The 22,219-nt window shown below is 56.4% G+C and carries 14 protein-coding genes; 6 read left to right on the plus strand and 8 right to left on the minus strand.

Annotation, left to right across the window (positions count from 1 at the left end):
• Positions 1 to 302 precede the first annotated feature (302 nt).
• On the minus strand, positions 303 to 1,745 hold the full coding sequence (locus ACGY09_RS00220; protein WP_397570025.1) for an AAA family ATPase: 1,443 nt from the start codon (positions 1,743 to 1,745) through the stop codon (positions 303 to 305).
• A gap of 350 nt (positions 1,746 to 2,095) precedes the next feature.
• On the opposite strand from ACGY09_RS00220, the gene ACGY09_RS00225 reads away from it, so the two are divergent.
• Positions 2,096 to 2,500: a rhodanese-like domain-containing protein gene (locus ACGY09_RS00225; RefSeq protein WP_397570026.1), complete on the plus strand. Its 405-nt coding sequence runs from the start codon at positions 2,096 to 2,098 to the stop codon at positions 2,498 to 2,500.
• 416 nt (positions 2,501 to 2,916) lie between these two features.
• On the opposite strand, the gene rnhA is transcribed toward ACGY09_RS00225, so the two are convergent.
• The 3 genes from rnhA to serC all read right to left on the minus strand — a co-directional run bounded on the left by rnhA (position 2,917) and on the right by serC (position 5,090).
• The gene (gene rnhA / locus ACGY09_RS00230; protein WP_397570027.1) at positions 2,917 to 3,402 is read right to left on the minus strand and encodes a ribonuclease HI; all 486 of its coding nucleotides are present in this window, start codon (positions 3,400 to 3,402) and stop codon (positions 2,917 to 2,919) included.
• Positions 3,403 to 3,510: 108 nt separating this feature from the next.
• Complete coding sequence (infA, locus tag ACGY09_RS00235) at positions 3,511 to 3,729, minus strand: translation initiation factor IF-1 (RefSeq protein ID WP_010582529.1); 219 nt, start codon at positions 3,727 to 3,729, stop codon at positions 3,511 to 3,513.
• A 272-nt stretch (positions 3,730 to 4,001) separates the two neighbouring features.
• Entirely contained in the window at positions 4,002 to 5,090 is a 1,089-nt protein-coding gene (serC, locus tag ACGY09_RS00240) for a 3-phosphoserine/phosphohydroxythreonine transaminase (RefSeq protein WP_397570028.1), read from the minus strand.
• 403 nt (positions 5,091 to 5,493) lie between these two features.
• Between serC and ACGY09_RS00245 the strand changes: the two genes are divergently transcribed.
• Positions 5,494 to 8,235: a tetratricopeptide repeat protein gene (locus tag ACGY09_RS00245; protein ID WP_397570029.1), complete on the plus strand. Its 2,742-nt coding sequence runs from the start codon at positions 5,494 to 5,496 to the stop codon at positions 8,233 to 8,235.
• A 258-nt stretch (positions 8,236 to 8,493) separates the two neighbouring features.
• Here the strand turns inward: ACGY09_RS00245 and ACGY09_RS00250 are convergent, their stop codons facing one another.
• The 3 genes from ACGY09_RS00250 to ACGY09_RS00260 all read right to left on the minus strand — a co-directional run bounded on the left by ACGY09_RS00250 (position 8,494) and on the right by ACGY09_RS00260 (position 13,406).
• Complete coding sequence (locus ACGY09_RS00250) at positions 8,494 to 9,234, minus strand: dienelactone hydrolase family protein (protein ID WP_397570030.1); 741 nt, start codon at positions 9,232 to 9,234, stop codon at positions 8,494 to 8,496.
• Positions 9,235 to 9,399: 165 nt separating this feature from the next.
• Positions 9,400 to 10,803 (minus strand): hypothetical protein, encoded by a 1,404-nt coding sequence (locus ACGY09_RS00255; RefSeq protein ID WP_397570031.1) that lies wholly within the window; start codon positions 10,801 to 10,803, stop codon positions 9,400 to 9,402.
• Positions 10,804 to 10,814: 11 nt separating this feature from the next.
• The gene (locus ACGY09_RS00260; RefSeq protein WP_397570032.1) at positions 10,815 to 13,406 is read right to left on the minus strand and encodes a DUF2339 domain-containing protein; all 2,592 of its coding nucleotides are present in this window, start codon (positions 13,404 to 13,406) and stop codon (positions 10,815 to 10,817) included.
• Between the two features lie 312 nt (positions 13,407 to 13,718).
• Here ACGY09_RS00260 and ACGY09_RS00265 point away from each other — a divergent pair, with 312 nt between their 5' ends.
• From ACGY09_RS00265 to ACGY09_RS00275, 3 genes are all read left to right on the plus strand, one after another.
• Complete coding sequence (locus tag ACGY09_RS00265) at positions 13,719 to 14,525, plus strand: TrmH family RNA methyltransferase (RefSeq protein ID WP_397570033.1); 807 nt, start codon at positions 13,719 to 13,721, stop codon at positions 14,523 to 14,525.
• A gap of 119 nt (positions 14,526 to 14,644) precedes the next feature.
• The gene (locus tag ACGY09_RS00270) at positions 14,645 to 17,122 is read left to right on the plus strand and encodes a DUF1549 domain-containing protein (RefSeq protein ID WP_397570034.1); all 2,478 of its coding nucleotides are present in this window, start codon (positions 14,645 to 14,647) and stop codon (positions 17,120 to 17,122) included.
• A gap of 407 nt (positions 17,123 to 17,529) precedes the next feature.
• A complete protein-coding gene (locus tag ACGY09_RS00275) occupies positions 17,530 to 19,662 on the plus strand; it encodes a serine/threonine protein kinase (RefSeq protein WP_397570035.1) in 2,133 nt (710 codons plus the stop codon).
• A gap of 420 nt (positions 19,663 to 20,082) precedes the next feature.
• On the opposite strand, the gene ACGY09_RS00280 is transcribed toward ACGY09_RS00275, so the two are convergent.
• Positions 20,083 to 20,868, minus strand: a complete 786-nt coding sequence (locus ACGY09_RS00280) for an IS5 family transposase (protein ID WP_397571913.1) — start codon at positions 20,866 to 20,868, stop codon at positions 20,083 to 20,085.
• Positions 20,869 to 21,350: 482 nt separating this feature from the next.
• Between ACGY09_RS00280 and ACGY09_RS00285 the strand changes: the two genes are divergently transcribed.
• A complete protein-coding gene (locus ACGY09_RS00285) occupies positions 21,351 to 22,211 on the plus strand; it encodes an STAS domain-containing protein (protein WP_397571914.1) in 861 nt (286 codons plus the stop codon).
• Positions 22,212 to 22,219 lie beyond the last annotated feature (8 nt).

The raw sequence follows: 22,219 nt of genomic DNA on the forward strand, positions 1-22,219 counted from the left end.
CACAGTATCAGTGCGGGAAATAAGCCACTTCAGTAAGTATCGGATTTAGCGATGCGAAATGTTATCCATGGGTGACATTAATCGTCAAACGATTTGCGGTTTTTTTTCCCGGTCGGCAGGGGATTTCTCGCTCAAGTGCTGATCAAATTCACCTTCAGTCCCCCTCTGGGCGCGGATCTCACCCGCGTCCCGCTGTGAGGGAGGGATGAGTCTGAACGGGGCCTTCCCCTCGCGGGGTAGTCGACAGGCGACGGTAGACTAGGCAGGCGAATTTCGCCGGATTCCGGTACCCGGTTGAGGCGTCAGGAGCCCCCCTGCTCGACGAAGCGGTCGTCCCAAAATCCGTTCGGCGCACGTTGAGCAACTTGATGAGCATCTTCTTCGATCGGACTGCTGACACCGCAGCCAGAGAAAACGTTCATCGCTATTTGCGGGGGAATCTTCGCTGTCTGCTGGGCGTTTTCGTCCTGCAGCCATTTCGGCATTGATTCTCGCAGGATCCCGGTCAGTTCACCCTGGGGGGATTCGAGCGGTTGTTCCCGTATTTCCGATGGTGCCGATTGTTCCTGTCCGGGCAAATGCCAGAACCACTGATTGCTTTCCCTAATCGCCCGGCAACCCAGAATCTTGAAGGCGCGCCGGAGTGTGGAATAGCTGATGTCGTAGTAACCGGCGTTGCAGCGGATCCAGATCGACGATGCACGGCCCGGCGTCAACTGGTCCTTCAACCAGCGTGTGACACGCTGGATCTCGTAGACTTCCTCACGCACAAGGGGATTTTTCTGTTTCAATATCGCTTCCCGATAGTAGTCGTCACTGGAAAGCGCGATCGGTTCCGGCGACCAGTTCAGCGATCCCTGCTCGATCGTAAACGACAGTGCGGGTTGCATCGCCGAAAGGTTCAGTTTGACAGGAAGCAGCAGTCGCTGGTTCCTGTCTTCCAGGTCGGGGGCGACCGTCAGTACAGCACGTGCCGAGTTGACGAGTTCCTGATGCAGGACTGTGTTACTTCGCCCCCCTGCTTTGAGCGATGCGCTGGAAACGACCAGGATCGCCGCGCCGAACCGTGCCGCCAGATCGACCAGCTTGGTCACGGTGTGGGCCCGGTCCCGTTTTTTGTCCTGCGGGCTCAGGAAGCGGTCGATCGGATCGATCACGACCAGTCCGATCTGTTCCCCCTGGGAGTTCAGTTGTTCGATGGCACGCTCAAGTTTTTGGAAATCTCGTTTCAGTCGAAACAGACGTTCGTCGTCCTGTTCCTGCGACCCCTTCGCCCTGCAATCGGGATCAAGCGGGGCTTCCGCAGCCGTTTTCTCGATCTCGTGTCCGATGTGATCATCCTGCGTGGCAGGAATCGAGAGCGGCGCTGGAGAAACGACGGGTTGTCTCTCGCTGCTTGATTCACTCTCCGTTCTCAATACAAAGGTGCGCGAGACGTCGCCCCCTGCGGCCAGCAGACGAGGCAGCACGGTGTCCTCAGCGGCATCCTCCGCAGAAAGGACGATGACGCCACGCTGTACTGTTTGGAAATCCGCAGTCGGAACTTTCTCGATCAGACCAGGCGGAAGACGCCGACCTCGCGTCACCATCGCCGCGACTTGCAGGGCGACCAGGCTTTTCCCAATCCCTGCTTCTCCCGTCAGCAGGGTGACCTTACCTCGCGGAATCAATCCCTCCCAAACCCAGTCCACCGATCGCGGTGTCACTTCCGACAGCCGCCGCAGCAAATCTTCCCCGCCGTCCATTTCATTCCTCCTGTTTTTAAAAAAGGCGACACCCGACGCCAAGAGTGTATGTCGTTAAGGTGGCGCTGTGAAGATCAGTTTACGCCTTTGAGACGGTTTGGGACTTGAGCGATGATCGGGTTCGAATTGTGGACTTGGGCCATTCCATCGACGTCGTCCCGACATGCGATTGCTCTCCTCATTCCAAATGACACTGTGGTAAAGTGATCGCCTTGCGAAGTCTTTGGTAAACGGTCCCTGTGCGAGGAGCACACCCGAGGTCGCCTGACGGTGGCTTCGTGGATCGTGGGGGAGCTGCCGCGGCGGGTTAAGTTATTTTGTGTCGAATTCAGATGTGGAGGAGGTATTCCGTGTCGTCTCGCACCAGTTTGCATCTCTTCTGTTTTGCTATTTGTCTCAGCCTCGCCACCGCGAATGCACAGGAGCATTCCAATGACTCACTTGAGACCGTGAAAAAGAACGTCGCCGATCAGAAGGCGGTACTTGTCGATGTTCGCGAGAAAGCGGAGTGGGACAAGGGGCACGTTTCTGATGCGGTTTTCCTCCCATTGAGCGATCTGCGCAACGGGACCGTCACGGAAGACCAGCTCAAGAAACTGCCGAAGGATCGAATCGTCTACACTCACTGCGCGGTGGGCAAGCGATCATTGCAGGCGGCGAAGGTCCTGGCTGAGCGCGGCTATGAAGTTCGACCACTCAAGCAGGGCTATAACAACTTGATCGAAGCGGGCTTCCAGGGAAGCAAAGAGAAATAAGTCGCGCCCTGCGAACTGCGAATGATTGCTGCTTTCGGACGTTTCGCTGAAGTCATCGAAAAGAGGGTTGCTTGTGGCTACAGCGTGGCGGCAATATCCCGAACGATCTGGAGACCTTCTCCGTTAGTCGCAAGTTCACCGGGAGTCCATCGATTCGGCTTAAAAAGCGCAGGAGAAGGCGGTTATCCTTCCAATGCCACTGGTTCGGAGTCTTCGCAGAAGCAGTGCTTTCTGGTTGATTGAAGTCAGACAGGGCACTGCATAACCGAGGACGGTCATGCAGTGGCATTCTCGCTTCAATTGATGGCAGGCGCGGTTTGGGTAATCGCCGTTTGTTAATTGCAGAAAGGTTGCGTGGCGTACGGGAGTTGAGCCACGCACGAGACTGTGGCTCTGTTAGAAATGTCGGAGGAGTTTCAGCCGCCCATGAACTTCATCGCGGCGGCGACGGCGAGTTCGTCGCAGCGTTCGTTCTCGGGGTGGCCCATGTGCCCCCTGACGAGAGTGAAGCGGACCTGGTGCTGTGAGAGAAGGGTATCGAGTTGCTGCCAGAGCTCGACGTTTTTGACGGGCTTCAAGGCGGTTCCCTCTTTCCTCCGCCAGCCATTTTTCTTCCAGCCGGGAAGCCATTCTGCGCAGCCTTTGGCCACGTAACTGCTGTCAGTAATGACTTCAACGTTCGAGCGGGATTTCAAGGCGGACAATCCGGAGATGACCGCTTGAAGCTCCATTTGATTATTTGTCGTGAGCGGAACACCACCTGAAATTTCCTTTTCCGCTCCTGATGCAGGGTGGCGCAGGATGCAACCCCAACCTCCCGGCCCCGGGTTTCCCCGGCACGCTCCGTCCGTAAAGACCTGTACGAACGGTAAAGTGGACGAGTCAGGGTGAGGTGCAGGCATGGGATGCTGGATGGAGGGCTCAGGTGGGCGGCGGCACTGTGATGTTCAATACGCGACGATTCATGCGTAACGTTCACTGACTGTGAAATCACAGTTGCGTCACAGCGATTAACGTTCGCGGAAGACGATCCGTCCCCGATTCAGGTCGTAGGGAGAAACTTCGACCACGACGTGATCTCCTGGCACGATGCGGATAAAATTCTTACGCATCTTTCCTGCGACGTGTGCCATTACCATGTGGCCGGTTTTGAGCTTCACGCGAAACTGAGTGTTTGCCAGTGCTTCGACAACATCGCCTTCAACTTCAATGGCCTCTTCTTTGGCCATAAACCAAAACCTCCGAGAGTCGTTATTCTGAAAGACTGACCAGCTACCCGTGGTCACGCGCCGAATGGCATTGTAGCGGTGCGACTATCGCATTACTACTGCCGGATTTGACCGATTTTCGAAACTTTCCGGCGATTCCCCTGACCTGTCCGCGTGCAGACCGCTAGGGGCCGCAGCGATGCCGGCTGCGGCCAGAAATTCTCGCTCGCTCAATCAATAAAACATCCCACGCCTGCTCGGGCGAGCAAAACGTGGGATGTCGATTTTCACAATCACGCAGAGGGGTTCGCTGCTTCAAAGTTCTTGAGGAACTCTACAAGTGCATCGACACCCGCTTCCGGGAAAGCGTTGTAGATGCTGGCGCGCATTCCCCCGACACTTCGATGGCCTTTCAAGCCGTCGAAGCCTGCTTTCGAGGCTGCCGAACAGACTTTGGCATCCAGATCGGCGTTACCCGTGACGAAGGTGACGTTCATCAGCGAGCGGCTGTTCGCGTCGGCCGTCGGCTTGAAGAGCTTGCTCTGATCGAGGAATGAATAGAGCTTGGCGGCTTTTCGCTGATTGCGTTCCGCAATACCGCTCAGCCCCCCGTCGCGCTCGATCCACTTCAGCACCAGGCCCACCAGGTAGATCGCGAAGGTGGGGGGCGTGTTGTACATGGAATCGTTCTTGGCGTGCGTCCGGTACTGAAGCATCGTGGGGATGTTCTTGGGACCTTTTTCGATCAGGTCATCACGGATGATGACGAGTGTCACTCCTGAAGGACCGAGATTCTTCTGAGCCCCAGCGTAAATCATCGCGTGACGTGCGACGTCGATGGGGCGCGAGAAAATGTCGCTGCTGGCGTCGCAAATCAGGTCGATTTCTTTCGGCACAGGGGGCAGTCCTGGCCACTGAGTACCGAAGATCGTGTTGTTGGAGGTGTAGTGCGCGTAAGCCGGGTTCGGGCTGAACGTGCAGGTTGCGGGGATGTAGGAATAGTTCCGGTCGCTGCTTGAGCAACTGATGTAGGTCTGGCCGAATCGGCGAGCCTCTTCTTCGGCTTTTTCCGACCAGGAACCGGTGACGAGGTAGTCTGCGGTGCGATCCTGGGACAGGAAGTTCATCGGGATCTGGAAAAACTGGGTCGAAGCCCCCCCCTGCAGGAACAGGACTCGATAATTGTCGGGAACACCGCCCACTTTTCGGACCAGCGCCTCTGTCTCTTCGTAGACAGCAACAAACGCTTTGCCTCGATGCGAATGTTCAAGAATGCCAATCCCTGTTGATCCCAATGACAACAGATTATCGCGTGCTTCTTCCAATACCGATTCAGGGAGTACCGCGGGGCCCGCCGAGAAATTCCAAATTCGCTGAGTCATTCCGACCAATTCCTTTTCATGTCAGGATCGCATCACACTGTCGTCAATATGGCGTCACGTGATTGTCGCAGATCTTTACTTGCGTCTGTAAGTATGTGCGATGGATGACAATCACGTCAAACCGCAGCCAGAGAATCCCCTTCAGGCCTGTTTTTCCGGGAAAATGTTACAAAACGAACAGAGAGATCATGGGACTTCGAGGTTCACAGACGGTTATCGGAATAATTCGGTCGCCACACCAATGCGTCTGTCAGAAGCCAGTTCCTTCGTGGTGGTCCGAAGAATGCATATTCTGCTGATCGGATCACAAAAGCCCCTGCGAATGGATCGGGCGACGGTTAGGATGACTGAACTGTGATAAACAAGAGAAGGGCAGGTTTTCGTCTCCGAGAGGGACATGGTGATGAATCGCCGTATTCGAATAAGTATCGTTGTGTTGCTCGGAGCGTCTCTGATCGGTTCTCCGCTGGTTGAGGCGAGCGGCCGCGGTGGGGGTGGTGGCGGCGGTCGCGGTGGCGGCGGTCGCGGTGGGGGCGGAGGTGGTCACGGGGGTGGCGGGGGTGGTCACGGGGGTGGCGGGGGTGGCGGTGGTCCACGCATGGGTGGCGGCGGAGGAGGAGGTGCTCACTTCAGCGGTGGTGGCGGTGGCGGTCGAATGGGGGGCGGGGGACCTGCTGGCGGCGGCGGATTCGGCGGAGGCGGCGGCGCCCGGATGGGTGGTGCGCCTTCAGGTGGCGGTTTCAGTGGGGGGGGCGGGCCCCGGATGGGGGGCGGTCCTGGCGGAGGAAGCATCGGCGGGGGCGGTGGTGCTCGTATGGGCGGCGGCGGCCCCGTCGGCGGCGGAGGGGGCTTCGGTGGCGGACAGATCGGCGGGGGACGCGCCGGTGGTTCACCCATGGGTGGAAACGTCGGGGGGAGCGGTATTCAACTCCGAAACTTCGACCAGGGATCCCGAATCGGCCGTAGTTCCGTTCAGCCGGGGGCTCCTTCGAATCCGGGGGGAGGTGGGTTTGCCCCGCGCCAAGGGGGGAGTCAACCTAATCTCAATGTCCCGAATTCCATTTCCAACTCACGTCCGAATTTCCGGGGTAGCGACCCCACGATGGGATCGGACTTCAGAAACAACGGCGGATCTCCGGTGGGCGGACGGCCAGTGACCGGGGCGCAACCGGGAAGAGCCCTTCAGGGGGGAAATCCTCCGACAAGCACGGTCGGCGGTATTCCGCAACGCGGGAACGCGGGTTCGCCGGGGCTCGGGCGTGGGAATCCAGGCTCGATCGGTAGCGGCCGAGATGCCGGGTCGCTCAGTCAATCTCAGTCGAACTTCTTCCAGAATCATGGGCGAAATCCGGGACGTAGCGAGGGCCCGAGTCGAGGGGGGAATTCGGACCAGAACCTGGGAAAACCGCAAAGTTTGAGTTTTGAGCGTGGATTGTCAGGGCCTCGTGGCAATGGGCTTGGAAATGGCAACGCCAACGGCGGGCAATTTCTGACCAAGAATTCAGGCATCGGCCGTGGTGGGGATCGGCCCGGTGGAGGAACCGGTCCGAATGCCTCCATCCGTACCGCTAGCCTTTCCAGCAATCAGTTCCTGTCCAAGCACCGAGGTGATGACAGGACGTCGGTTTCAACCTCGCATCACGGGAATTTCCTGTCGGGTCCGGGATCCGACTTTAAAAATCGATTCCAGGGAAATTCCAATTCTAACCATCCCGGCCGTCCAGGTAACTGGAGTGGCAGCGGTCCCGGAAAGTGGAACGGACCGGGTAAAGGTGACGGTCCCGGTCACGGAAAAGGACCGGGTAAGGGTGACGGTCCTGGGCATGGAAACGGTCCTGGGCATGGAAACGGTCCTGGGCATGGAAACGGTCCTGGGCATGGAAACGGTCCTGGGCATGGAAACGGTCCTGGGCATGGAAACGGTCCTGGGCATGGAAACGGTCCTGGGCATGGAAACGGTCCTGGGCACGGAAACGGTCCTGGGCATGGAAACGGTCCGGGGCACGGAAACGGTCCTGGGCATGGGAACTGGTACGGTGGAAACTGGAATAACTATCGTCCGTATCGGTTTGGATACGGTGGTTTCGGCTGGGGCCTAGGGCTGGGGTTAGGGTATGGACTGGGATACGGCCTGGGGTATGGTGGCCTGGGTTACGGTCTCGGTTACTACGGTGGTTATGGTCTGGGGGGCTATGGTCTCAATGGCTATGGGTATGGATACGGCCTGAACGACTATGGATTTGGTTACGGGTTAAACAATGCCTATTCCAACTGGGGTTGCCTGGCGTATCAGCCTGTCTGTGCCTATCAACCGATCACCTACGGATATGCCAGTGCGATGCCAGGCTATGCGGGCTACAGCGGGCTGGGGCTTGGTTCGTCCGCGGTTGCTTACGCCCCGCTTTCTCAATTGACAGCACTGGGGGTTTCCACGGCGACCGACGCACCACCCGCGGTTCCACCCACAGCAGCAGCACCTCCCGAATTGGACAAGACGTCAGGAGCGGCGAGCGGTCTTCCCACGGCCGAAGAATTCGCTCAGATCGGTGAAGCGGCATTCAAGAGTCGCGACTACAAGGGAGCGGCTCGTGCCTGGCGTCACAGTCTGGTGGATGATCCTGAGAATGGCGTATTGATGTTGATGCTTGCCCAGGCTCTGTTCGCAACAGAGCAGTTCAACGAAGCAGCAGGTGCGATTCAGGCGGGGATGCAGGCACTTCCTGAGGATAAATGGGATGTGGTGGTCAAGAACTTTCGAGATCTCTACGGTAAAGGTGATGATTATACGGCTCAGGTCCGCGCTTTGGAAAAGGGGGCACGAGCCAAGGCCGATGACGCCGCAATGCGTTTCCTGCTGGGATATCACTACGGATTCCTGGGCTATCCCGTCGAAGCGGTAAAGCAACTGGAGAAGTGTTTGAGTCTGGCACCCGAGGATGACGTGGCCAAAGCCCTGCTTCGCCGGTTTGAAGACAAACTGCCGAAGACGGACCAGAAACCGGGACCTGGAGAGCCTCCCGCTACGAATAAGAACACCGTTCCGGAGCCAGCCGATGTTCCCCCGGCTCCTCCACCACTGAACCCCAACCTGACGACGCCGGAGCCCCCCAAAGATGAGAACCCGGTTCTCCCGATCCCGAACTGAGAGTTGAGCAAAGGAGCCCGGATTCAGATGGATAACACGCTTGCCCCTGCTCCGAAAAGACAGTAGCGAGAAATGGCCTTCGCCAGTCAGCGGCACGGGGCTGTCGGACACCGTGGTCGCGGTCGACGTGAGAGACTTCCGGGGTCGTCTCAATCGTGGTCGTCGTGACCCAGCACAAGAAACGTCGCTGGTACCTTAAATCAGGTGCCAGCGACGTTGGTGTTTGATGGACCGAATGTGCGAAGTGGGAAGCCGAGTTCACTTCTTCTTGTCTGTCTTCGCAAAATTGGCTCGCGACTGAGCGAATAACCAATCATAGAATTCCGGATTGTTGTACGTCTGCGTCCAGGCGTCATGTCCCGCTTCGGGGTAGATGGTCAGCTTTGGTGAGCCACCGTTTTTGGTGATCTCATCGACCATCCCCTGGGTTCTCGCGACAGTGGATGCATCGTCCTTCGCACCAACAAAGGCCCACACGGGGACGTGTGTGTATTTCTTCGTCCAGAACGGCTCACCAATGCCGCAAATCGGGGCAATGGCCGCAATACGGTTGGGGATGTAGTTCGCCAGTTCCCAGACACCCAGGCCCCCCATACTCAAGCCGGTCAGGTAGATTCGGTCGGGGTCAATATTGTACTTCCGTTCGAGTTCGTCGATCAGTGCCGTCAGCTCGATCGGCTCCCAGCCTCGCTCCGAAGGACATTGGGGTGAAACCACGATGCAGGGAAAGTCTTTCCCCTGATCAATCAGTTTCGGGGGACCATGGACTTTGACCTTTTCCAGATCATTGCCCCGTTCGCCGGAACCGTGCAAAAACACCAGCAGCGGCCAGGATTTCTGCTGGTCGTAGTCCTTGGGAAGGTAAATCAGATAGTCCAACTGAAGTCGCACACGCACGTCAAGTTTTGCAGCCTGCTGAGGAGGCTCGTCGGCGAATGCGAACATGGGTCCGAAAACGAACACCAGTAACGCCGACTTCAAGATCAGATCAGGTTTCATCTCATCTCCGGTAAGAGTGACAGGGCGGATCCATTCGAAATCATAACGGAGTTGAATTACGCACGGTAGAAACGGCCTTGCCGACGGGCCTTGGATCGTTCCCCGGCGCTCGATTCTGCGAGTGGAAGAGTAGGAAATCGGCACACGGACCAGCTCGGTTCGGGCTTATTCCTGGTTGGTTGACGCGATACGGTGACCGGCTCGATACAGCCCCCATCCGAGCAGGACCGTCAGAACGGCGATCATTCCGAACAGGACTCGCGTATCGTTCCAGATCGGCCAGTCCCCCCCGCGTTGAGTTGAAGCGGATGAATTTTCCAGCGGCATTGAGGCTGTCACACTGACGGTGCTCTCGCCCTGTGCCAATGCCGAGAGAAGTGCGGCGTCGTCGTAGTGTCTTGCTTTTGCGTGCGGAGACCCATACTCCAGCATCAGTTTCGAATGCGGAGGGGCCGCGACGATCAATTCGTAAAGCGGGCCTGTCAGCTCGACGCTGGTAATCGGGAGAGGCGGGCTATCCCGGTTTTCGATTCTCACTCGGAATTGACGGGTCCGGACTTCGGGAATCGAAACGGTGACTTGTTCCCGTTGAATCGCGCCGATTGCGAAACGTGAGACGGTCCCCTTCCCCGCGTGCACCCACTCTTCCAGGCCGTCAGCATTTTCCATTTGTGACTCGATCGTGACGACGCGACTGAAGTTTTCTGCGCTCGTGATCAGATGGAGTTCCGAGATGGGCTGTTGCTGGACGGCGATCAGGAGCGTCGTTTGTTGCTCTTTCGCGTTTTCCATCACGGACAGACTGACGGGCGAATACTGCTCGGTTTGCGGTTGTCCCGCCTGGATCTTCGATTCATCACGATAGAATTCAATTCCCTCAATGCGAAAGGGACGCAGCGTGATACTCGTCGATTCAACTCGCTCCACTTCCTCATTCCCTTTCAGACGACGATTGAGCTCCAGCAGGAGTTGCTGTTGTTCTGCCGTCACGTCTTTGATGATCAGTCGAAATTGGCGATGGTCTGTTCTTTCGAAGGGAACAAAGACGTTTCTCGCATCGACATAGCGAGAGTAGTCAAAGATCAGTGAGGCGGCTCCCAGCGGTGTCCACATCGTCCCGTTTTCAGATGACTCGACGTGGACCTGATGCTCAAAATCCTTGAGGGGCGTGAGGATCCGCAGACCATTGGGGACAGGGTCCTTTTCACCCAACTGGACCTCAATCATGAGTCCCTCGGCGGTGTCGAGCCTGGCGTTTGAAATTGTTCCGCGCCAGAAATGGCGAATCGAATGCGATTTTCCGTCCTTCGTGGTCCGAATCACGAAGGGAACTGGCTGTTGCTGCTCGTTCACGACGCGCACGTCAGGCCAGTCCTTGCGAGTCGCATCATGGAACTGAACATCCAGCGGCAGTCGAAAGAGCGATGTCTGATCATGCTCGGGCAGTTCGAGTGTGCGCCGCCAGCGGTATTCGTAATGGCTGGTTCCGTCAGCCATCACGATCGTCGAGGCAAGCAGGACTCCCAGCAATCCGCTCAGCCAGTGAAACTGCACGCCGTTGCCATTCATAGGTTGTTCCTTCATGTCGTTTCGGACTGTTTCACGGCGAATGTTTCGCGGTATTTCAGATAGATGAATGACCCTGCCAGAATCAGCACCCCCAGAACGATGAAGGCTATAATTCGGTAGAAAGAATCCAGCTCGGCCAGATCGCGGAAGAAGACTTTGGCAATCACGATTCCAAACAGGCCAAGCCCTGCATAACGCAGCGACCGGACGTTTCGCCAGATCCCTTGCAGCAGCCAGCTCAACGCAAACACCGACCACAGAATAGACACGCCACCCGCTCGCATTCCCGGGACGAAGATGGACAGAAACGTATTTAGTTCCAGTGTGAGATACGTAAACAGCGTGGCCATGCCGAGTGTTCCGAACACGATGACACCATCCATCCGCTTCATTCGCCGCTTTGTCAGGTAAGCAGCAATCAGCAGGAAGGCAATCAGCGGCCCAAAATCCAGGAGTCGAAGGCCGGCGTCGCTGTAAGAGTAAGGACCACTGTAGATGAGCTTGTCATTGAGCGACCACGAACGGAGGTCGACGGCCACCGCCTTAATGATGACCGCGAGGATTCCAAGGGCGGCGATGTTCAGCAGGACGTCGTGGTTGCGAACGATTGCTTCACGCAGGATGAGGCCGCACGCGACAATCCATAAAATTGTCAGCAGGGGAAGTCTGAGCGGCGAATAGGTGAAGCCGATGGTGCGACTGACTTCCAGATGCAGATACAGAAACAGCATCGCAAATCCGAAAATCGCGAGGATGTTCGGTAAGGGAATGTTGGAGAAGGGATTTCGCAGATCACTTCGGGCGGCGATCTTCCCTTCACTCTCTTTCTGCGGCGGTTTTTCATCCGAGAGCCGCTGAGCCATCACCAGTGAGGCGATGGGGACACCAAACTGGATGCAGCGTTCAAGTAGCTGAGGCCAGTAACCATTCCATGACAGACTGCGATCGATGGAGGGCTCGAACTGGTTCCGCAAGTCGATGAATCCGAAGCGGAAGATCACGATGCCGTACAACAGGTGGCTGATCAGTTTGAGCGTGTTGCTGCTCAGTTGACGTGCAATCCAGAGCAGGACCAGCGCCTGCAGCGCCCAGCTCAATGTGATCCACTGGCGAGAGAGAACCAGGGGAACGGTCACGATCACGAAGAAGGAGGCCAACCCCAGAAAACTGACCAGCAGTCCCCGGTCGATCAACTTCCGCATCAGGAAGTAGTAGACGTGCAGTGTATAGAACAGGCCGAGGCCTAGCGTCACAACTGCGGCCCAGGGGCGTCCGTACGCAGCGTTGACCAGGCGATAGCTCTCGCTGAAGTACACAAGTGAGTTGACCAGCAGGGCTCCGATATCGAGCAGGTTCGACGGCGAGCCATTGATGAGCTTATAGAGGAACGTCATCGTCGAGAAAAGAATGAAGAACGCTGTCAGGAACGGTATCACTTCCCAGAACTGCGTCACGTCATAATTTGAGATCGACGCGAAATAGAGAGCATAGGTACAGACGAAGCTCAACAGGTTGACCAGCGGCCAGTTCTTCGCGTAGCAGACGGCCAGAACGCCGATGCCGAGGATCAGCAGGTAGGTGTACAACCCAGGTAGATCCACACTTCCTGTCGATAGCATTAACGGCGTTCCGTAACCGCCGAGAATTCCCATTACGGCAACGAGCATGGAGTCGAATCGAACGGCGATTCCACCCGCGAGCACCGTCACAACGCCCATCAGCGCGAACGCCGCGACCGGTTCGATCAGGTGATAGAAGTTGGCACCGGCGTAAATGCTGAAGTAGAGCATGGCCAGTCCGCCCCCCATCAGACCCTGCCCCATAATCTGATAGCGTCCCCCCAGAAGTCGGGTCCCCGCGGTCAATAGTCCCAGCCCGGCAATCGCCGCCATCGCCACCCGTGCGACGGGCTTGATCAGGTTATGATCGAATGAGTATTTCAGGAAGAAGCCGACGCCGATGACGAGAACCAGAATTCCGATTCGCATGAGCCACTGACTGGCGATGGCATACTCCATCGAGACCCCGACGGGGGCATGCTCTTCCCCGACGATGATCCAGTTCCAGATCTTGTTCAGGGTTTCTCTGGCAGCCAGTTCGAATTTGCTCGGATCTCGCTCATGCACACGTGACGCGGGTCGATGACTTTGGTGCAGCTCTTCCAGCCTCGCGGCAATCTGCGAAGGACCTGGTCCTGGGGGTGTTGGCAGCGAGGTTGCCGCCGACATGGGGACGACAGGCATGTCCTCGTCGAAAACAACGTCTGCTGCTTCTGTCGGGGTCTCTGCCATTCGAGGTGGTACGTGAGTGGGCGTGCCCGGTACGGGCGGAAACAGCATCTCGACCGACGGTTGAGCGGTCTCTGCTGGCCGCGTGTCCGCTTCGTTGGCGCGGCCTGGAGTGGTTTCCTTGGGGGATTGCTTAATTTCGACCGGCCGGAGCCTTTCTTCCAGCGTCCGCTCCAGTTCCCGAATTTGGATCCTTAGCTTCTGGAAATTCTCTTCCTGTTCGCGACGAATGTTGTTCAGAATTGAAAGTGCATAGAACGGCAAACCCACGAAGACGATTGCAAACCCGAGCAAAACACAGGTGATTTCTGGCATATAATGTTTCCGCCGCGGTCGCGATCGGCCGATGTCACCGAGTCACCGCCGCACAGTTGACCGGGTATTTAAGCTACAGAAACTTCTTGAGACATAACGTTCTCTGACGGGTGGTCCCGTGAGAGGAGAAGAGCTTAAGGCAGCGACCTGATCACTGGAGGGGCTGCGCATAGTCAGATCGCCATGTGTCAGCAGGCAGGTTATCAAGTCTCCCCTTCACTGTCCGCTGTCCGTTCAATTGATTCTGCAACCGGACAGCCGTTACAAGTTCGCAGCAGTTTCTCAAGCGATCCATCCAGCAGCCCGGTGACTATGCCGATTATCCGAATTGATTCTCTTGACGATCCTCGTGTCGAGCCCTATCGCAACTTGAAGGCGAAGAATCTTCAGCGCGGAGGTGAATTTTTCATCGCCGAAGGGAGGAAGGTTGTCGAACGGATGCTGGACAGCCAGTTCCGGACGGCCTCGGTATTCATCAGTGAGAAGCGTGAAGCCGAGTACGCGACGAAAGTCCCGGCGGATGTTCCGCTGTACGTGGCACCGCAGTCCGTCATGAATCAGACGGTGGGATTCGACTTTCACGTCGGTGTGCTGGGCTGTGGATACCGACCCGCCCGGGCGCCACTCGAGATCGTGCTGACTCAGCAGACAGAGCGAATGACGGTCGTTGTCTGCCCGAATTGCGATAATCCGGAAAACATGGGCGCCATCATCCGGATTGGTGCCGCGTTCGGAATTGACGCGCTGCTGCTCGGTGAGTCATGCTGCGATCCGTACTCTCGGCGCGTGATCCGGGTTTCCATGGGAGCCGCATTCTCGTTACCGATCATCGAATCACTCGACCTGGCCAGCGACCTGGAGCGGCTTAAAGCAGAATGGCAGTTCCAGCTGGCCGCAACAATTCTCAGTCCCGATGCGGAGTCGCTTGAGCGAGCCACGCGGAGTCCCCGCTTCGGTATTCTGCTGGGAAATGAGGATACAGGCTTGGGAGAATCGTGGACGAGTCTTTGTGACAAGAAGGTCACGATTCCCATGTCGCGCGGTGTTGATTCCCTGAATGTGGCCGTCACCGCTGGCATCATGCTGTTCCACTTCCGCAGCGATCCTCCGGAGGCTTGACAATCCACAGGAGCACGATTTGACCCGGCCCTGAGGATGGATTACGCTATCGGATCGAAAAAGGCTGATGTACTCTGTCGTCGCATTGCGACGGCCTGCCCGATCCTGGAGTGATATCGATGTGCCGGCGATTTCCGATTGGATGGTTGTTTGGTCTCATCATCTGTCTACCTCTCGTGGGGCTGTCGAATGACAAACCCGACGACAACTCGGGTACTCAGCCGTCTGTCGCTGAAGAGGTGAAGTTCACCCGGATCTGGACCGTGCCAGAAAAACTGGTGCTCAGCGATATCCGAGACGCTCGCAGTCTGCTCGTCTTTGGCGAAACGACTGCCGGCAAAACAATCGACCTCTCCAGTTCGGCGACGCTCACCGCCGCTCACCCCTCGATCAGTATTGATCAGGATCACTACGTGAACCCGGTTTCCACTGGTGCAGGGACTGTATCGGTCTCGGCCGGAGGGCTCTCGATCAATGTTCCCGTCGATGTTCTCAGTACGGATTCAAAAGAAGTCGACTTCGTTCGCGATGTTGAGCCGATCATGGCGAAAGTCGGCTGCAATCAGGGGACTTGCCACGGTGCGCAGCAGGGACGAAAAGGCTTTAAGCTGAGTCTTCGCGGTTATGACCCCTTGTACGACTATCGGGCTCTCGTCGATGATGTCTCGGGACGCCGATTCAACCGCGCTCGCCCCAGTGACAGCCTCATGCTGCTGAAGCCGACTCAAGGGGTTCCGCACGAAGGGGGTTTCCTCTTCGATGAAGATTCTCGTGCTTACAAGATCATCGAGCAATGGATTGCCGAAGGCTGCAAATTCAGCGAAGCGACCCGCCCTGCCCGGCTACAGTTATTTCCCGATTCGACTGTGATGGACAGATCCGGACAGACTCAGCAGATTCAGGTCATCGCTCACTTTGATGACGGAACGTCACGTGATGTGACACGGGATGCCGTGTTTGAGGTCAGTAACTTTGAAGTCGCGACGATCAATTCGACGGGACAGGTGAAAGCCGTACGCCGGGGTGAAACCGCTGTGCTCGTTCGCTACGAGGGGGCCTATGCGTCCAACACGGCGATCGTCCTCGGCACGCGAGAAGGCTTCGTCTGGAAGGATTCTCCAGAGTTCAACTTCATCGACACCCACGTCAACAATAAGTTGAAACGCCTGAAGATTCAGCCGGCCGACCTGTGCACCGATGCCGACTTCCTCCGTCGCGTTTCTCTCGATCTCACCGGATTGCCTCCCACGATTGAGCAGACGAAAGCGTTCCTCAACGACCCTCGCGATTCCCGCACCAAGCGCACCGCCAAGATCGATGAGCTTCTCGATTCGGCGAATTACGTCGATCACTGGACGCTCAAGTGGAGTGACCTGCTGCTGTCGAATCGCAAGTTCATCAACGAACAGGGTGTCTGGGCTTTTCGTAACTGGATCCGGCAGGGAATCGCCACGAACCAGCCGTACAACGAATTCGTGTTCGACCTGATGACTGCTAGTGGCAGTTCGCTTGAGAACCCACCCGCCAACTATTACCGCATCGCACGCGAGCCGCGCGAAGTCATGGAAAACATGACGCAGGTTTTCGTCGGCACTCGATTCGTTTGTGCCCAGTGTCATGATCATCCCTTCGAGAAATGGACTCAGACACAGTACTACCAGCTTTCCGCCTTCTTCGGAGGTGTGGGACGAAAAGGTGGTGCGCGGCCGGAAGAAGAAGTGATCTACGACATGCGCGTTCCAGTCCAGGTGACGCATGCAGGAACCGGTCAGCCAGTCACCGCTGTGTTCCCCTTCCCGCTTGAGGGTGTGGATCTATCGTCCGAGATTCCACGGGTGAAACTGGCGACGTGGCTGACCGCACCGGAAAACCCTTATTTCGCCAAGAGCCTGGCGAACCGCTACTGGAGTTATCTAAATGGGAAGGGAATCATCGACCCTGTCGACGATATCCGCCTCAGCAATCCTCCGACAAATCCGGAGCTTTTGGACGCTCTCACGGCTGACTTCGTTGCTCACAATTTCGATCTGAAGCATCTGCTGCGAACCATCGCAAACTCGCATACTTATCAGCGAACGTTTGCGACGACACAGTGGAATGAAGACGACGACGTGAATTACTCCCACGCGACTCCACGTCGTCTGGCAGCGGAGCAACTCTTCGACGCAATCATGACGGCGACGGGAGCGCCCACGAACCTGCCCGGAGTCCCCGGCGGCTTCCATGCGTCTCAACTCCCTGACTCATCCCAGACTGTCAGCTTTCTCGATATGTTTGGTCGTGCTCCACGTGAGTCACCCTGCGAATGCGAGCGGTCGTCGGAAGTGAGTCTGGCTCAGACGTTGACCTTGATCAACGGTCCGACGATCTCAGAAGCAATCGTCCATCCCCAGGGGTTGATCGCGAGGCTCATCGCGTCAAATGCCGAACCCAAACAGGTGGTCGAGGACGTCTATATGTCTGTGTTCAATCGACTACCGACGGATGATGAACGGGCGAAGGGCGAGCAATATCTGGCGGCCAACGGTACTGCGGAAGGAGCTCAGGACCTGATGTGGGCCCTCATCAATAGTCCCGCATTCCTCTTCAACCGGTAACGGGGAATGTCAGGTTATCACATGTCTGCCGTCAGCAGGCATCTTTTGCCGGAGATTCTCCATGCTATCTTGGCCGCGCTGATCGAGATCCACCCGTCACGGTTAGCAAAATTGTCGCCCCTGAACGTGCCTCGCACGGCGAGACATCCGTCCCCTCGAATACTCTGGCCGATGGATGTCTTAGTTGTTCCCTTCCGGATTGTTAATTGCGAGGAATGTCGGTGTTGCCTTCTGCTCGCGTACTTTACTGAGCCTTAAGGCAAGAGAGTGCTGTCCAGGGCATCAGAGTGGTGATACAGCAACAGTATTGAGACAGGTGCGAAGAGGTTCTGTGTTCCGTTCCAGCGAATGGCCGGCGACGCGACTGATGCTGTCGGGACTGCTGATACGGCGATATGATCGAGCCAATGAAATCACAATTTGGCCCATATGACATTTCTCATGAACTCGGTCGTGGCGCAATGGGCGTGGTTTACCTGGCCGTCCATCGCAGTCTGCAACGGGAATGCGCGCTGAAGACGATCGGCGTCAAAATCGCTGATCCGCATGCCGCAGAGCGTTTCATTCAAGAAGGTAAGTCGGTAGCGAAGTTAGGCAAACATCCCAACATTGTGCAGGTTTTCGACGCCGGCATTATTGATGGAACTCCCTACATTGCCATGGAGTATGTGCAGGGTGAAACCCTGGATGCCCTGCTGAATCGCCGGGGATTGCTGACAGAGTTGGAACTGATTGAGCTCGGCCGCCAACTGGCATTGGCTCTCGATCACGCGCACAGTCGTGGACTCGTGCATCGTGATGTCAAACCGGCGAACGTCATCATCGACCCCACGGGCGAGCCACACTTGCTGGACTTCGGAATCGCAAAAGATCTGAATGCGAGCTCTCGGCCAACGTCACGTGAGCCAGGAGCGATCTCCCCGCCAACAGCGAGTAAAAAATCGACGGAATCCTCGATCGATGAAGCGACCATCATCTCTGGCGATAGTCCCGAATCCGCGAACCCTGACCAGTCGATCCAAGGGACGCCCGCGTTTATGGCTCCTGAGCAGGCTGATCCACGTCGTGGACAGGTTGACGCACGCAGCGATGTCTATGCGTTAGGGGCGACTCTCTACATGCTGGCAACGGGACGCCGGCCGTTCGTTTCCGCCACCATCACAGATCTGCTGATCCGCGTGGTGACCGAACCCCCGGTACCTCTCAACGATTTCGTGACCGTCAGTCCGGATTTCAACGCTGTTATTCTGATGGCGATGGAAAAAAATCCAGCAAACCGCTACCAGACTGCACTGGAGTTTGCTGATGATCTGACGCGCGTTTCGACGGGATTGCCGACCCGGGCGCGAAAACTCGGCAAACTGGGGTGGATCGTAAAGCGGATTCGCGCCCACGCGCGGCTTGTTGGAATTGCCGCCACGTTTCTACTCGTTGCAGCTTTGCTCTTCGGGTATTACCGGTATCGCTCACGCGAGATCCAGGCACTTTGGGATGATATCGCAGAACGGACCGCCTGGGCCACGGCGCAGCAGGTTCGTTCGCTGCTGGACCCTGCTTTGCCTTTGTTGCAAGAGTGTTCGTCGCTCGCCGATGCTGGGTTGTTGCCCGTTGATGATCAAGAGGAATTGATTCCTCATCTTGCGGCGCGATTTCGATACCAGACGAAACTCTCCTGGCTCTCCTATGGCGACTCCGAAGGGCGTTTCACCGGAGCGTGGCGGCACCCCAGCGGCCGAATCGTCATTCAGCGATCCTGGCTTGACGATACAGGAGGCCACATCCGTGAAGAGTTCGCCGACGGCGACCACGCTCGACTGCGGTGGAATGACGAATGGACCTACGATCCAAGAAATCGTCCTTTCTACCAACTCGCTTCGGAATCGCAGCAACCTGTCTGGACAAAGCCATATCAGTGGTTCGGAGACGAGGGCCTGGGAATTACGTCGGCATTTGCAACCCGGGATCTGGAGACAGGCGAAGTACGGGGTGTCTTTACAGCCGACTATCACCTCGGCAGCCTGTCCAATTTTCTTGCGAAGACGAGCGTCGGTAAACAGGGAAGAGCTTATTTGCTGGATGGGGATGGGAATCTACTTGCCGCGCCCGAGAGTGGAGCGATTGAGGCGGATGAACTTCTGTCAGCATCCTTGCGTAGCCTGGAATCCATTTTTCCAGGTGGTCTTCGCAGCCTGACGGCCGATGAGCCACGAACATTCAGCTTCCTCCACGACAGCAACTCTTATGTCGCAGCGATGGAATTCTTTCAACCGGCAAAGGGGCTCCCGGTCATAACGGTTGTTCTGGTGCCCGAAGAAGTCATTGTCGGCCCGGTCAGGGCATCCGCATTACGGGGGCTCAAATACGCGGGCGGGGTAGCTTTGTCCGCCGCAATACTTTCAGTGCTGATTGGCATGGGTCAGCGCCGCCAATTGAGGAAAGAACTTGTAAGAAGAAAACTTCGAATGAAGCAACTCCGCGGAGAAAAAGCGGCAGTCGGTAAAGAAAGTACTCGCATTGCGACGCCAACGACCGTCGGGTAACCGCCACGGAGTCTCAACTCACGAATGTCGGCTCCCCAATCATCCGACGATGTTTCTGACCGGCTCGTCCTCGGCCATAGATCCACCTCAGCAATCGACTCACGGGCTCCTCAAAGAATGAGGAACAACGATTTTAAGTGACATCTCTTCCCGACTTCGGATCTGGTGAAGGATTTCGTCGGGCTAGCTTGCAGACGCCGCAACGGGTCGGCGGGTCGGCGGGTTGATGCTCGCCGGAAGCAAAAGGCGTTATGCGAGGTTGCGTAGTTATTCCCGCAGGAAACGGATTTCGAAGCGGTAATGGTAACTAGTGAGTCACTGCCTGCCGCAGTTCTTATGTGATTCCGTTGGAGAGGCTTTTCGCGATTGGCTTAATAGACACCACGCGAACCCGATCCGCCACAGCCTGAGAAGAAGTCTTCAAACCCGATTTTGGTCAGCAAGCCTTCGAGTCATGAGTCCGATCATGGAGATCTGAATCATGGCTTCGCTGGTCTCAGGGTTATGCTCGTAGTCCTTGCTATGACGTCGGTGTCGCGCCAGCCAGGCAAAGGTTCGCTCCACAATCCATCGCTTTGGCAAGACGACGAATCCGCTGGTGTTCGGCGGCCGTAAGATCGTCTGCAAGATCCATCCGAATGACTCTTTGACCCACTTCGGTAGTGCATCTCGTCCATAGGCGCTATCCGCAAAGATGCGGCGCAATCGACCGAACGGCTCAAGCTTGTGCAGAAGGTAGCAAGCTCCGTCCTGATCCTGCCAGGAGGCGGCATGAACGACGACTCCCCAGATGAGCCCCTGCGAATCAACGGCGATGTGCCGCTTACGACCAGTAACCTTTTTCCCGGCATCGTAGCCTCTTTCCGCTCCTCCTTCCGCGGTACGAATCGATTGGCTGTCGATGATGGCCACGCTCGGCGTTGGCTTCTTGCCAGTCGCCTGACGAACCTTTCGACAAAGGGCTTCGTGGATCGAATTCCAGACTCCGTCTCGACGCCAGCGCCAGAAAACAGTGTAAACCGTCTTCCAGTGAGGGAATTCGAGAGGCAAGTAACGCCACTGACAACCGGTTCGATTCAGGTACAGGATCGCATCCAGAATGGTTCTGCGGTCCACAGGCGGTCGCCCCACTTTGGCCCGCTTGGGTAACAGTTTTTCAATCACCTTCCATTGCTCATCCGTGAGGCTGCTGGGATAATCCTTCATGATCGCTGCGGCTCCGTCTTCCTTGACCTGAGAATCCATGGATGCGGAGTCGTAGCGATTTTTTACGTTTCAGGCAATTTGAAGACTTCGTCTGAGGAGATAATCTTGCACTCATCGCCTTGAAACTGTGGAAAACGCTCTGCCACTGCAGGGATTACGAAGTACGAACGATTTCCAATAACGTGCCAGAGCAGCTATTGGAAATCCCCACCATTCTGTGCAAAATACGCTGCTAAATTTAGTCGGAAAGCGATCAGGCAGGCCATCGCTCCGCGATCCACTCGCGCTAACCGCCAATGCCCCTCTCGCGGTCCATTGTTCGACGACACAGTGGTCCCTTCCAAGCACTTTGGCTGCGGTTCATTGCAGAAATCCCAAGAACTTCGTAACTCTTCCAGACGGAGAGTCCGAGTTCGCATTGGGGCGACGAGAGAATTGAAGTCTAATCCCGACTTGCAATGAAGTTTAAAGGTGTTATGACGATGGCAGAAAGTACGAGCCGTATTTCAGATGTGCTGCGCAAGTACGAAGATGAGATCCTATCGAGGTGGATAGCTGAACTCGCCCAAGAGTTCATGGGCGGAATCGCGCGAAGCAACGACGCTGAACTCAAAAATCAGTGTCGTGATTTCATCAAGTTGATTGGAAGCGGATTTCGATCAGGCCAAATTCAGAATCTGGAAACTTCTGAATGGAAGCCCACGATTGATTTCCTCGAGGCTATGTCTAAGTCTCAGGCGCTTCAAGGGTTTACGGCAGAACAAACCGCCCTTTTTGTTTTGTCGTCGAAAAAGCACATCTTCGCCCAATTGCAGACGCAGCAAGCATCCAGTGAGCAGGCGTCTGCAGTTGAACTCTTGATGATCTCAGAAGTGGTCGACAAGCTGAGTCTACACACGATAAAGACTTTTCAGAAAACCCGAGAAGCGGTCATTCTCCGGCAGCAAGAGGAGCTTTTGGAGCTTTCGACACCCGTTGTCAAACTGTGGGATGGAGTACTGGCCCTCCCGATCATTGGAACTCTTGACAGCGCTCGGACCCAAGTTGTGATGGAGTCCCTGCTCCAGCGGATCGTGGACACAGAGTCCGAAATCGCCATTATCGATATTACGGGCGTTCCTACGGTCGACACGCTCGTCGCTCAGCATCTTATTAAGACGGTGACCGCTATCCGGCTCATGGGAGCAGACTGCATCATCAGCGGCATTCGTCCCCAAATTGCTCAGACGATTGTGCATCTGGGAGTCGACCTGCAGGGCATCACCACCAAATCGACTCTTGCCGAAGCCCTGAGATTAGCTTTCAAGCGTCTCGGTTTGACGGTTAACGGAACTCAGAACTAAAGAAGAAC

Origin of the sequence: Schlesneria sphaerica (assembly GCF_044336245.1) — a bacterium.
In the GTDB taxonomy this organism is placed as follows: domain Bacteria; phylum Planctomycetota; class Planctomycetia; order Planctomycetales; family Planctomycetaceae; genus Schlesneria; species Schlesneria sphaerica.

Excerpts from the sequence above, each read along its gene's own strand:
- infA (WP_010582529.1), bottom strand. The coding sequence starts at position 3,729 with ATGGCCAAAGAAGAGGCCATTGAAGTTGAAGGCGATGTTGTCGAAGCA.
- ACGY09_RS00245 (WP_397570029.1), top strand. The coding sequence starts at position 5,494 with ATGAATCGCCGTATTCGAATAAGTATCGTTGTGTTGCTCGGAGCGTCT.
- ACGY09_RS00270 (WP_397570034.1), top strand. The coding sequence starts at position 14,645 with ATGTGCCGGCGATTTCCGATTGGATGGTTGTTTGGTCTCATCATCTGT.
- ACGY09_RS00220 (WP_397570025.1), bottom strand. The coding sequence starts at position 1,745 with ATGGACGGCGGGGAAGATTTGCTGCGGCGGCTGTCGGAAGTGACACCG.
- ACGY09_RS00285 (WP_397571914.1), top strand. The coding sequence starts at position 21,351 with ATGGCAGAAAGTACGAGCCGTATTTCAGATGTGCTGCGCAAGTACGAA.
- ACGY09_RS00265 (WP_397570033.1), top strand. The coding sequence starts at position 13,719 with ATGCCGATTATCCGAATTGATTCTCTTGACGATCCTCGTGTCGAGCCC.
- ACGY09_RS00260 (WP_397570032.1), bottom strand. The coding sequence starts at position 13,406 with ATGCCAGAAATCACCTGTGTTTTGCTCGGGTTTGCAATCGTCTTCGTG.
- ACGY09_RS00275 (WP_397570035.1), top strand. The coding sequence starts at position 17,530 with ATGAAATCACAATTTGGCCCATATGACATTTCTCATGAACTCGGTCGT.
- ACGY09_RS00250 (WP_397570030.1), bottom strand. The coding sequence starts at position 9,234 with ATGAAACCTGATCTGATCTTGAAGTCGGCGTTACTGGTGTTCGTTTTC.
- ACGY09_RS00280 (WP_397571913.1), bottom strand. The coding sequence starts at position 20,868 with ATGAAGGATTATCCCAGCAGCCTCACGGATGAGCAATGGAAGGTGATT.
- serC (WP_397570028.1), bottom strand. The coding sequence starts at position 5,090 with ATGACTCAGCGAATTTGGAATTTCTCGGCGGGCCCCGCGGTACTCCCT.
- rnhA (WP_397570027.1), bottom strand. The coding sequence starts at position 3,402 with ATGCCTGCACCTCACCCTGACTCGTCCACTTTACCGTTCGTACAGGTC.
- ACGY09_RS00255 (WP_397570031.1), bottom strand. The coding sequence starts at position 10,803 with ATGAATGGCAACGGCGTGCAGTTTCACTGGCTGAGCGGATTGCTGGGA.